This window comes from Paenibacillus sp. FSL H7-0943 (genome assembly GCF_037963265.1).
In the GTDB taxonomy this organism is placed as follows: domain Bacteria; phylum Bacillota; class Bacilli; order Paenibacillales; family Paenibacillaceae; genus Paenibacillus_AQ; species Paenibacillus_AQ odorifer.
Genome location: NZ_CP150148.1, coordinates 1,129,950 through 1,141,775, shown reverse-complemented (window position 1 = coordinate 1,141,775; position 11,826 = coordinate 1,129,950). Strand labels below are relative to the sequence as shown.

Annotated in this window: 11 protein-coding genes; all 11 read right to left on the bottom strand. The window is 44.6% G+C overall.

Going from position 1 to position 11,826, the window contains the following annotated elements; genetic code table 11:
- Positions 1-10: 10 nt before the first annotated feature.
- The 11 genes from NSQ55_RS04915 to NSQ55_RS04865 all read right to left on the bottom strand — a co-directional run bounded on the left by NSQ55_RS04915 (position 11) and on the right by NSQ55_RS04865 (position 11,620).
- On the bottom strand, positions 11-1,396 hold the full coding sequence (locus NSQ55_RS04915; protein ID WP_339171672.1) for an oligosaccharide flippase family protein: 1,386 nt from the start codon (positions 1,394-1,396) through the stop codon (positions 11-13).
- Positions 1,362-2,840 (bottom strand): O-antigen ligase family protein, encoded by a 1,479-nt coding sequence (locus NSQ55_RS04910; protein WP_339171669.1) that lies wholly within the window; start codon positions 2,838-2,840, stop codon positions 1,362-1,364. Before NSQ55_RS04910 ends, NSQ55_RS04915 begins: the two co-directional genes overlap by 35 nt.
- Entirely contained in the window at positions 2,837-3,610 is a 774-nt protein-coding gene (locus NSQ55_RS04905; protein ID WP_036676606.1) for a WecB/TagA/CpsF family glycosyltransferase, read from the bottom strand. The genes NSQ55_RS04910 and NSQ55_RS04905 overlap by 4 nt, the downstream gene beginning before the upstream one ends.
- A complete protein-coding gene (locus tag NSQ55_RS04900) occupies positions 3,607-4,953 on the bottom strand; it encodes an O-antigen ligase family protein (protein ID WP_339171665.1) in 1,347 nt (448 codons plus the stop codon). Before NSQ55_RS04900 ends, NSQ55_RS04905 begins: the two co-directional genes overlap by 4 nt.
- 9 nt (positions 4,954-4,962) lie before the next feature.
- Positions 4,963-5,898 (bottom strand): glycosyltransferase, encoded by a 936-nt coding sequence (locus NSQ55_RS04895; protein WP_036676610.1) that lies wholly within the window; start codon positions 5,896-5,898, stop codon positions 4,963-4,965.
- A gap of 25 nt (positions 5,899-5,923) precedes the next feature.
- The gene (locus NSQ55_RS04890; protein WP_076129267.1) at positions 5,924-6,616 is read right to left on the bottom strand and encodes a sugar transferase; all 693 of its coding nucleotides are present in this window, start codon (positions 6,614-6,616) and stop codon (positions 5,924-5,926) included.
- 30 nt (positions 6,617-6,646) lie between these two features.
- Complete coding sequence (gene galU / locus NSQ55_RS04885; RefSeq protein ID WP_042185171.1) at positions 6,647-7,537, bottom strand: UTP--glucose-1-phosphate uridylyltransferase GalU; 891 nt, start codon at positions 7,535-7,537, stop codon at positions 6,647-6,649.
- A gap of 149 nt (positions 7,538-7,686) precedes the next feature.
- Positions 7,687-8,328, bottom strand: coding sequence for a CpsD/CapB family tyrosine-protein kinase (locus NSQ55_RS04880; RefSeq protein ID WP_076129268.1), 642 nt, complete (start codon positions 8,326-8,328; stop codon positions 7,687-7,689).
- Positions 8,312-9,049, bottom strand: a complete 738-nt coding sequence (locus NSQ55_RS04875) for a Wzz/FepE/Etk N-terminal domain-containing protein (RefSeq protein WP_076129269.1) — start codon at positions 9,047-9,049, stop codon at positions 8,312-8,314. Before NSQ55_RS04875 ends, NSQ55_RS04880 begins: the two co-directional genes overlap by 17 nt.
- Before the next feature lie 265 nt (positions 9,050-9,314).
- Complete coding sequence (locus NSQ55_RS04870) at positions 9,315-9,950, bottom strand: response regulator transcription factor (RefSeq protein ID WP_036676623.1); 636 nt, start codon at positions 9,948-9,950, stop codon at positions 9,315-9,317.
- A gap of 23 nt (positions 9,951-9,973) precedes the next feature.
- Positions 9,974-11,620: an ATP-binding protein gene (locus tag NSQ55_RS04865; RefSeq protein ID WP_339171651.1), complete on the bottom strand. Its 1,647-nt coding sequence runs from the start codon at positions 11,618-11,620 to the stop codon at positions 9,974-9,976.
- Positions 11,621-11,826: the final 206 nt, after the last annotated feature.

The following is an 11,826-nucleotide window of genomic DNA, read 5'->3' as shown; positions in this document are numbered from 1 at the left end:
ATCTTTCGCATTATCCATTCATATCCATAGGTTTCTTGCGAATGTAAGAATTCATCGTCGTCTTCATCCACTGAATGTCCTCCCGGGTAATGAGCAACCGCGGAAGTTTAACTTTTAAGGTGTACTTTATATTGAGAACAATGAAGAAAAATCGCAGGATTGCTGATGACAACATCGCTATCCCTGCTCCGAGTAAGCCAAATTTAGGGATGAGCAGGAACAACATTGGGATAACCAAAAGTAAGCCGAAACCTTGAAGCATCGAAACCACTTTTGGCTTGCCTAACGCCATAAATACCTGCGCCAGAATGATCGTCCCTCCGCTAATGGTCACTTCAAGGAGCAATAAGCGAAACACGGTTAATGCCGCATTGAAGTCTTTGCCGTACATCAACGGAATTACTAAAGGGGCTAAGAGCATCAGGAATACCCCGCCAAGCATGGTGAAGGTCGTACTTATTCGGAAGGCTTTGAATGTTAACTCAACTGCCTGTTCTTTGGACAGCTCAGAAGCCTTAGGAAACAACACGATCGTAATTGAGCTTGAGAAAAAATTAACCATTCGTGATAGACTCACAGCCACTACATACAGCCCCAAATCAGCAGGTCTTAACAAACCGGCAATAACGATCTGATCGATATAGGTAGAGAAATTGCCAAGCAAGTCATTGCCGTAGGAACCAAGTCCGTAAGTAAACAATCTTTTTAAATTCTGATAGGCCCCTCTCATCTTCACCTTATAGGTACGAAGCAAGGAAATCGTCATTCCGATAAACAGCGGCGCTCCCGGAAGAAGATAGGCAACTGCAGTTGTAAATGGATTCATCTGATCCAGCGCGATCAATATCCCGATCATCGTCAGTGTAAGCAACGGCACTAGATAGCGAATCCAATTAAACCTCTTGTATTCACCTCTGAATTGAAAAGCTGCATTGTTAATTTGAGAGATCACTATAATCGGACACAGAATCATAGACCACTGAGCAAAGGTCACGACCTCCGGACTGAAGGATTTCAGCCAATAAGGCAAGACCACGATACCTATAATCATCGCTATGACTCCAAAAATGGTACCGAGCAGCAATGCCATACGATAAAGCACTCCGGCATCCTCCGGATTTTTCTTAGCGTTATAGATGAGAGCTGAAGGAATGCCAAAGCTCATGCTAAACGCCAGAAACTGTGACCAGTTAATCATTGCCGTCTGTTCCCCACGACCTGTCGGTCCAAGATAACGTGCGGTCAGTACACCAGTTAACATGTTAATCAATAGGATCATGACACTGACAAACATAGTTTTTACGGCTGCCGAGCTGTTGTCCTTGCTCTTGGCGAACAATCTAAAAGATGACCAGATCGTTCTAGCGGGGAGAGATTTTGCATTCAACTGCTGCATACGGTGTTCCCTTCCTTCTACTTTGAGTAATCTCCCTTGCGCTGAGGCCAAGACCGATCAGCATCCAGATTAAGTATCCCTTGAGTCCGGGAAACCCATTATCTGAAACTAGACTGACAATCGCACCGGTCCAAGTAGCTAACGCAAGTCGGGCGTAGGGCTGCAATTGGTCCCTGCTGATTACTCTAGCGAATATCTGTTTGACAACTGCGCCTAAAGCTCCGAAGAAGAAAACAGCACCCAGAACACCAAAGGTAAGCAGTAAAGCGATAACTCCGTTATCCATAATTCCGTACTCTCCAAGCTCGCCGTCATTACCAAGCTTAGTCCCTTGGCCTACACTACCAATTCCCTGACCTACTGGATTGGCGGCAACCATCGGCAGCATGTTTTGCCATAAGCTTAGCCGTTCATTATAAGAGTGATCTTCTTGAACAGAAGAAAGTGTCTCTACCCGAGCAACCAGTCCTTCGGCACCAGGCAATTTCGGCACAACCCAGAACAACGCAGCAGCTACAAAAACTAATTGGATCAAGGTTTTCCACTTTCCCTTAGAAGGAGAGGTTCCAATATACATGAGCAGCATCACCAGGAGTATCAGCCATGCCGCACGTACCAAAGTAGTCAGCAGGCAGATTACAACTAGCAGAACGCCGATCCAGCGCAATGTTCCCCGCCATTTTTTCTCCAGTATCATCGGAACTAAAGCAAACGCTAAGAAGGTTGCAGCCGGTCCGGGCGAATTCAGCGTAGAGAATACTCGGATTTCCAATGGATATGGATTTCCGATGGACATCATATCCGCATGTTTCATCCAGAACACATCCCAAGGTGGCACCGTCAAATACTGAACAATCCCGTAAATGGCAACTAGGACTGCAATATTGGCAAAAGCGGCAAGCAGTCGATCGATATCCTTCGGCTTGAACTTCGTGACGGCAAAGTACGGCAATAACAGCAGTGGCACTATATAATTCGCTAAGTCATAAACTGAGCCCATGCCATTCTTAGCCAAACCGATTAAAGCACCATAACCCAGCGCAACTGCGAACATTAACATGATCCGCGTGGAGGCTTTTTGAATATTATGAATCTCCTTCAGCAGCGGAATGATCAAGGTTACACCGGTTAACAAGGGAGCTAAGCTCAGCAAGGATACAGAGTGATACACTCCTTCTGACCAGTCAGCAATGCGGCGCAGCTCTGGAGCTACGGCCCAGATTAGCAAGGTATAAGCAACCAGCATTTTCGGTCTAAGTATGGCTAACAAGAAAGCTGGGAATAGGATGGCTGAGAGAATGGCTCCCTGCAGACTGTTCGATGAACTCAGCATCGCACTGGAGAAGCCGATGATCAGCGGAAGAGAGACACCTACAGCAGCAGTCCCCCCTATTAATCCAACTGTCTTGATGAACCTAAGTGATGGGGGCGTAAATACACTCATTCCAAGCCTCCTTCCTTCACCTTATCCCGCTTACGCAGTTCCTTAAGTAATAAAAGTAGAAATTGTGCATCGTCCACAAGATATCTTTTCCAGAGCCGGCCCGGCTCCTGGCTAAGCCGCCAGAACCATTCGAACCCTGTTTTTTGCATGAAGCTAGGCGCTCGTTTCACTGAGCCTGACAGAAAATCAAAGGTCGCTCCCACTCCGATCGATATCGGAGCTTGATAAGAGGTATAGTGGCGGTAAATCCACTTTTCCTGCTTAGGTGCTCCTACACCAACAAACACGATATCTGGCTGGCACTCTGTCAGCATTTCTATAATGCGTTCATTCTCCTCCTCATTGTGCTCGAATCCATAGGATGGAGAATAACAGCCAACCACATTTATTCCGGGATGTGCTGTTTTCAAATTCATCGCTGCCCGTTCCGCCACGCCTTCAGCTGAGCCTAAGAAGAACAGCCGGTACTTCCTTTGCTCAAAGGCGTTGCCCAATCGATTAAATAGATCCGCGCCGGATACCTTCTGCTTAAGCGGCTTGCCTAGCATTTTGGATGCCCAGATCAGTGGCATTCCGTCAGCAACAACTGCGCCTGCCTTCGAATATACCGTTTGAAATTCTTTATCCTTACGAAGCTTGATCACATGATCTACATTGCAAGTGAGGATATAAGACTGATTCCTCTCCTGAATGGTTTTATCAATGTAATCAAGCAAATCCATGAAATCATAGTTATCAAAATTGACATCGAACATATTCACTTGACTCATCGTATCACTTCTTTTTGTGGGGAATCGGTTGGCTGTGAAGATCGATACAGGCAGTTCAGGTACCAACAGAACGGAATAATAAATTGGACCGTCGACAGCGTGTTATCGGAGAATGAGTAGATTAAAAACGCTGCAATAAATAACAGATAATAAGGTTTGATCGGCGGAGCCAATGCTCTGTACACCAGAATAAATACAGCCAATAAAGAGAACATCAACAGAATAGCGCCAATATATCCCCCATCGAAGTAAAAGCGGATATACTCGTTGTGCGGAACTACAAAACCCTTATACAATGTTCCATCATTTGCTACCGTCACTGCTCCAAGCCCTCTACCAGACCAAGGAGAGTCCGCAGCCTTGTTTAAGAAATACTCCCATGCCTCTGACCTTCCTGATAAATCAACAGCCGTATCTGTCTGTCTCTCAAAGGAACGTTTCTCAAAATTATCGAGCTGCCAGAAAACGGCGACCATAATCAGGAAAAATGCACCCATCAACGGAATTAGCAGATAGGTTCTGCCCTTCAAATATTGGCGGAGAATATCATAGAAGTAATAGAGAACGGTAAGTCCAAGTGCCAATATAGGCCCTCTTGTTCCTGTTCCAATCAAGATAAAGAAATTTAGAACTAACATGATATAGAAAAAGCGTGCTTGCTGCGGATTCCGCTTCACCTCTATAAATGGAATCGCTACTCCCATAAAGGCCAGCATCGCTAGATGCGCAGGAATATTAGCCCCCTGAATCCGTACAGCGCCTGTATACTCGATGTTGAGAAAATTATGAACATGCGCAAGCTGCAGCAACAAACCAACCACTACACTAACAAGGGGAAGCATACAGATAATTTTGATTTGCAGCTCGGCTACATTCTTTTTCCAGTTGATTAATAAAAATACAAATGGAATGGATAGACCGATAAAAGCTTTAACTGCAATGGATGAGGTCATTTCCGGCAGCCAGATCGAAGACCCAAAGGTAATCACCAGCAGCGCTACCATTGCCCACAAGGGGTGACTCAGACGAAACCGCAAGCCATTGACCAGAATACAAGGAACAAGCAGCATCACGATAACCATTTTATAAAGGGACAGTATCTCCATTCCGAACATGCTGCCATCATATAAAAAGTTAATCGATATTGCAGTCGTGATTAGAACGAAATAACTGATCAGTTCAGGCCGTGAAATCGAGATTCCCAGCAAAATTATCAGAAGCACGGCAGCTATCGCAATCATCGGCTGGTAGATGACCGCCGTTCCAAAGAACAGGGCCGACATGAGATAGAGCATCCCGTATGGCAAAACATTTAATTTGGAGCCCCACTCAAAATTTGTCATGTTAATCCCTCACCCCGCTGCGGAATGCCTCTCCCGATTGAGAATCATATGAAGCGTTCCACGAATACTCTCCAGCCTGCATTTGTTCAAAAGCCTTCTTCCTTTACTTCTTGAGAGGATAGAATCAGCCAGGATATACACGAGCTTAGCGGCTGTCTTTCCCACTAGAAGCAGCTTGCCTTTTAGTCCTTCGCTTTTCATAGCGTTAGAGATACCTTGGCTATAATAGCGCCTCATAATCCAGTCTTCCGTCAAACGGGCCGCCGGAACGAAATGGTCAACCGCCATTTCCGGATGGTAGAGGATGGAATGCCCTTCTTTTTGAATCTGTCCGAATAACCAGGTCTCTTCACCAGAGAGCAGAGAATCACCCTTTCTTCCGAGATCTAGGGGAAAAAGACTGATGTCGAATACGAGCTTCCGCATCGCCATATTGGCCCCACAAGGATGAAGTTGCTTGGGATATTCCTTAATCCGGCTACCTAAATCAACAATCGTGTACGGAAGCTCAAAGGGTTTAATCAACCAGTCCGGACGTTTACTTTCAAATATCGGAGCGATTTTGCCTCCCATAGCCATGACCTCCGGTTTACTCTCGAAAGTACTGACAATCGTTGTTATCCAACGCTGGCAAGGTATGGCATCATCATCGAGAAAGGCAATCAGCGGCGATTTGGAAGCCAGAATTCCTGTATTTCTAGCCGCTGAAAGCCCCTGCATCGGCTCCATCATGTAGCGGATATCCACATCAGCTCCATGCTTTCCTATAAACTTTTTGACGCAAGCTTCAGTATCATCCTTGGAACAATTATCCACAACAATGATCTCCGCCTGCTCTAAGTGATCCAGCTTTAAAAGTGACTGAAGCGTCTTGATCAATAAAGGTGCTCTGTTGTAGGTACAGATGATAATGGAAAGCTTAGGAACGTCTCCGTATTCACGCATCGGCATTCACCTAATTTCCACATTATTAATAAGCATCTTTTGAACCGAGTAACATCAGTCCGGTTTTAGCAATGATTTTTAGATCCAGCATGGTGCTCCGAATATGGATGTAGGTTAAGTCCAGCTGTACCATTTCGTCGAAGCCGACACTGTTTCGGGCATTTACTTGCCAATATCCGGTACAACCTGGAGTAACCGTCAAACGCTGTTTGTCATAATCCGTATACTGAGCCACCTCTTCTGGCAGCGGAGGACGAGGACCGACCAGACTCATTTGACCTATCAGCACATTCCACAGCTGAGGTAGCTCATCGATGCTCGTCTTGCGCAGGAATCTCCCTATTTGTGTGATCCGCGGATCGTTCTTAATCTTGAACATGGCACCGCTCACTTCGTTATAGGCCATCAAGTTTTCTTTTAACTCCTCAGCGTTACTGACCATGGATCTGAACTTATACATCGGGAATTGCTTTTCATTCTTCCCAACCCGGTTTTGCCGAAAGAACACCTTTCCTTTCGGATCCTCCAGCTTGATCAGAATCGCCACGACAACAAATAATGGCATTAACACGAGAAGACCAAGAGCGGAAAAAAAGATATCGATCATCCGTTTCATTATCAAATAGGACTCTGCTTCTTTCCTTCTCTCATCGGTATGCAGCATGTAAAGTTTCGGCAGGACCGCCTCGTAGTCTTCCGGCAGTTTTTGCATGCTCATCCTCCTCATCTAAAATTTTGCGAACTCAACTTAACTACTCAAGCTGGTTTGTCCCATTTTATTCAGCCATTCCGCCATTGCATCCATCACCGGATAGCGCAAATCTTCGCTTTGCAGTGCAAATTCAAGTGTTGTCAAAATATATCCAAGCCGCTCGCCGACATCATATCTTGTTCCGTCAAAATTATAGGCATATACCCGTTCGCTCTGATTCAACTTCTGAATGGCATCTGTCAATTGGATCTCTCCGCCAGCGCCTTCTTCCATCAAATCAAGATACTTAAAGATCTTCGGCGTAAACACATACCGGCCCATGATCGCAAGATTGGAAGGTGCCGTACCTAGTGGCGGCTTCTCTACAAAATTGTTAACCCGATACAATTTACCGTCCTGTAAATCCGGTTCAATAATACCGTAACGATTCGTGAATTCATCAGGAATCTCTTGAACTCCGATAACCGAGTTTTGTGTTTCTTCATATTGATCGATCAGCTGCTTAAGGCAAGGTACGGCTCCTGTGACGATATCATCGCCTAACATGACACCGAATGGCTCATCTCCGATAAACCGTCTTGCACACCATACGGCATGCCCCAGACCCTTCGGTTCTTTCTGGCGGATATAGTGAATTTCTACCTTAGCTGAACGTTGAACCTCTTTAAGCAGATCCAGCTTTCCATCTTCCAGAAGCCTAGACTCGAGCTCAAACGCATTGTCAAAATGATCCTCAATGGCTCTTTTACCTTTACCAGTAACAATGATGATATCTTCAATACCGGAAGCAATAGCCTCCTCAACAATGTATTGAATGGTTGGTTTATTGATAATCGGAAGCATTTCTTTAGGCATGGCTTTCGTTGCAGGAAGAAAGCGCGTACCTAGTCCTGCCGCGGGTATGATTACTTTTTTTACCTTTTTCATCGCACTTTACCTCCTAAAAGTTTTGTGAGCATTAGCTTCAATGATTTGACTTCGTACAAAACTCACTTCGAAAGCATAAACTTAAGTTTTGTGAGCATTAGCTTCAATGATTTGACTTCGAGCAAAACTTACTTCGAAAGCATAAACATTTACTTCGCCTGGTTCATGGCAATTCCGATTAGATTAGAGCCGGTCTGTTCAAGCAGCGTCTTCGCTTTGCGAATCGATTCCCGTTTGGACTTTCCGTATCTGGCCACCAGAATCACGCCGTCCGCTTGAGGTGCCAATATACGAGCATCACTGAAATCGACTGCCGAAGGAGAATCCAGCAGGATCAGATCGTAGTTTTCTTTTAGTTCCTCAAGCAAAGCGGTCATTTTGGGGTTCCCCAGCAAATCCGGCGGACTAACATGAGTTTTTCCTGCCGGGATGACTGAAAGATTGGCTAAGTTTCCGAGGACTGCGATGTTATCTGCTTCCTCTTGCCCACTTAAATAAGCCGCAAGCCCGTCACTCCCCTCTACTTCAAACACGGTATGAAGACCGGGATGTCTCAGATTGCAGTCAACCACCGCTACCTTCTTGCCGTCCTGGACGAAAGAAACCGCGAGATTCGACAAGATTGTCGTCTTGCCTGCCCCAGCTTCTGCTGATGTAAAGAGCAGCACTTTTCCTCCGCCGCCCTGCGCTAGTTCAAGCTGACGTATATATGTGCGCAGTGATCGGAACGATTCGGAGATATGCGAGGATGGATTAACGTCTGTAACCAGACTCTTATTTAGCCGCAACATAAGCACCCTCCTTCACTCTGGTGTCGCCTGCCGCCTTACCCAAATCACGTTTACGAATGGTTGCGATCGAAGCAATTACCGGTAGACCAAGGTCATATTCCGCTTCCTTTTCAGACCTTAATGTGCCGTTAAGTGTTTCCATCAGCAAAATAATTCCTAAGGCAGCCATAAGGGATACAACAAAGCTAATGATGAGATTCATCGCAAACCCGCCGTTCGAGGGCCCTGGAACATCAGTCGGATCGGCCGGTGTCAGCAAGGTAACATTGTCTACCCTCATCAGCGACGGCAATTCACGAATGAATGTCTGCGATACCGCATTTACGATCCCGGCAGCTTTGGTGTAGCTTTCATCCTGAACATTGAGGTTGATCACCTGACTCTTCTCTGAAGTTTTAATCTCAAGCTTCTGACTTAATTCATCGGCCGTGAGACCAAACTCCGGGTGATTTTCTATTACGCTTTTCATGATGGTTGGTGATTTCATAATTTCCTTGTAACTCTCAATTAAATTCAGGCTAAAGCTCAAATCGTTAAGATTGTTGCTCTCGGGAGCTTTGGCAATGTTGTTGACAAGCAGCTGTCCGGAAGCGGAATAGACGGGTTCAACGAAGTTTTTGCTAACATAGTAAGTCGTAGCACAGGAGATCAAAACGAACACCATGATGAGCCAAAACCTTTTTTTAATCAGGTTAATGTAATCCAGAATCGTCTTTTCCACAGTAACCCTCCTTCCGCTAAAATTACATTCTGAAAGCATTCATGAAAGTTTCAGTTGTTGCTTTAATTCTATCAATCCACACCATTCGCCACATGGCTCATACCATCACTTTCCTCTTCACTTTGGAGTAAGACGTTATACCTCTTAAGAGGGGGATTAGGTATACTTTAGTGCCATATATAGGGCTGATTTAAGTTTTAACGCACAAAAAAACACGGACAACCTGTCCGTGTTCATGTACAATGCTTACGAATTATTTCAATTTTCACTCGTATGACATTTCATATTTGGTTAATCCGACAGCATTTGCATAAAGCGCTGCCTGTGTACGATCAGCCACCTGTAATTTTGCTAAAATCTGACTGACATGCTTTTTCACCGTAAATTCGCTAATGAAAAGACGTGAAGCAATTTCTCTGTTGCATGCGCCCTGCCCTAGCTCGATCAGGACTTCCTTTTCTTTGGGTGTCAATTCATCCGTTGGGCTGCTTCCACTCATGCGCATTTTATCTTCCATCAGACCAGGATCGTAATACTTTCTTCCCTTGTGCACCAATTGGATAGCAAACAGTAACTCCTCAGGCAACGCCTCTTTCAGTACATATCCATCTACCAGTACTTCTTCAGCCTTCAGGAAATCCTCTCTGCTCGCAGATGACGTCAACAAAATGAACTTACTAACGATACCACGAGCACGTGCTGTCTTGATGACATCCAATCCCGATTCATCTGCTAGCTTGAGATCAATCAATACAAGATCAGGCTGCGTCTCCTCAATCACAAGAAGCGCTTCTTGGCCATTCGTTGCCTCACCTGCAAACTGCACATTCGGCTGCATTGAAATGACAGATGCCAGTCCTCTTCTAACTAAAGGATGATCATCTACAATGACGATTTTCACAGAAACGACCTCCCGCCTAAAGTTTATGCATTCTTTAATTCAGCTACACCGACAGGAATCGAAATCATAATTCTTGTTCCTGTGTTCTCATTACTGGACAACTGAAAGTCGCCGCCGAGCGACTGGGTCAAATATTGCATATTCTTCATGCCAAGTCCGCTTACACTATCTTCAGATTCAATCCATAACAAATCAGTATCAAAACCAACACCATTATCACAAATCAATAATCGAATCCAAGTCGGCTTCAGAGACAGTTCTACATCCACTCGACTAGCAGCACCATGCCTGATGGCATTACCAGTGGCTTCGGAGATAATCCGAAAAAGCGCTTTGTGGTAAGGATAAGGGAGACTGAAATCATCGCCCGTTATTTTTAAATCAATATCAACATCATTTAACCTGGATAAGCTCTTCAAATGTGATCTTACCATGCCCAACCAAGTAGGACCGCCACTCTTCTTGGAGCTAAGACTGTAGATCGTGATCCGCAGTTCTTTAGCAACCTTTGTAGCAGAATCATGAATAAGCTCAATTTGTTCTTCTAGCTCATGATCTGACATTCTCTTCCACGATTCCTTCAGCGAATGCGTCGCATACACAATACCAAAAAGGCTCTGCGATACACTGTCGTGCATTTCATCCGCAATCCGGTTCTGTTCGTTCGTGATGATCAACCGGTTCTCGATCACACCAAGCTCATGTCTTTCAAGAATATTCGCACTTAGCTCAGATAAGAATATCAATTGTTGAATATACCATCTGCGGCCTTCCAGCCCCTCTGTAGACTCCAGCTTGAGTCCAATCATCCCTACAAAACGGGTGCTCATCCGTACAGGCATCAGCAGGAAATCTCCTAATCCCGGCAGATTTCTAAAAATAGGCTCTCGCTGCAATCTCCATTCATGCTCATGTTTTCCCAGTTCTGAGAATAGGAACTGTTCCTCTTCCTGCTGCCAGCCGGTCTGCCTGCTCTGCGGAGCTGGTTCTCCACTTTTCTTGGCGAACCAAAACAAAGCCTTATCCAGCTTCGTTAGCTTAACAACATAATCGGTGATCACTTGACCGATATTCATGAAATCATGTTGGCTTGAGGTTTCCACGATATGGTACAGGGATTTGATATGCTCCATCGTCTCTTTCGTGCGAGCATTCGATTCTTCACGTTGCCGCTTCATCCGATTAACGATCTGCATTATTATAACCGTAAGTACCAGTGTTAGAAACAGATTCCCATTTATAAATACAATTTCCAGAAAATTTCTGTTCGCAGAATTGATAAAAAAATAACAAAGCACCGCAAAAATACTGATGTAGCTTAAGAGCAACGACCATCCAAAATAAATGGACAATGAGCCTGCAGCAATCAATACAGGATTTAGCACATAAAGCCTAAAAGAGCTTTCGTACCCCCCCGTAAACAAGGTCAATGCGATAATTCCCACCATCTCTATACTAACAGCCAGGACGAGAGTCTTCGGCCTGCTGCGTAGCCTTCGATAACAAAATGAGAACGTTTGTGCAAACATAACAAGTATAGCAATAATAAGTGATTTATAAATTATGGAAGGTCCCGTCTGATCTAAAAGATACATGAGTGATGTGAGGGACAATGAAAAATACCTGTAATACGCAATCAGTTTGTCTTCTGCAGTTGGTTTGATTTTCATCCCACCACCCTATTCTCCAGTTTTTTGGAAAATGTAAGATTGTACTGTGCTCGATAAAAGCATCATACATGAGAAAAATCACAATAACAAGTTGACATTTCCCATGTTTGCGCTTCCATTTGAAAAATAGTTACAAAAAATTTATTATTTTTTAGTAGGTTTTATCACTAAAATTTGGAATTTTATCCACTATAGTTAATAAGAAC

Coding starts and splice junctions, on each gene's coding strand:
- NSQ55_RS04915 (WP_339171672.1), bottom strand. CDS start 1,396: ATGCAGCAGTTGAATGCAAAATCTCTCCCCGCTAGAACGATCTGGTCA.
- NSQ55_RS04910 (WP_339171669.1), bottom strand. CDS start 2,840: ATGAGTGTATTTACGCCCCCATCACTTAGGTTCATCAAGACAGTTGGA.
- NSQ55_RS04905 (WP_036676606.1), bottom strand. CDS start 3,610: ATGAGTCAAGTGAATATGTTCGATGTCAATTTTGATAACTATGATTTC.
- NSQ55_RS04900 (WP_339171665.1), bottom strand. CDS start 4,953: ATGACAAATTTTGAGTGGGGCTCCAAATTAAATGTTTTGCCATACGGG.
- NSQ55_RS04895 (WP_036676610.1), bottom strand. CDS start 5,898: ATGCGTGAATACGGAGACGTTCCTAAGCTTTCCATTATCATCTGTACC.
- NSQ55_RS04890 (WP_076129267.1), bottom strand. CDS start 6,616: ATGAGCATGCAAAAACTGCCGGAAGACTACGAGGCGGTCCTGCCGAAA.
- galU (WP_042185171.1), bottom strand. CDS start 7,537: ATGAAAAAGGTAAAAAAAGTAATCATACCCGCGGCAGGACTAGGTACG.
- NSQ55_RS04880 (WP_076129268.1), bottom strand. CDS start 8,328: ATGTTGCGGCTAAATAAGAGTCTGGTTACAGACGTTAATCCATCCTCG.
- NSQ55_RS04865 (WP_339171651.1), bottom strand. CDS start 11,620: ATGAAAATCAAACCAACTGCAGAAGACAAACTGATTGCGTATTACAGG.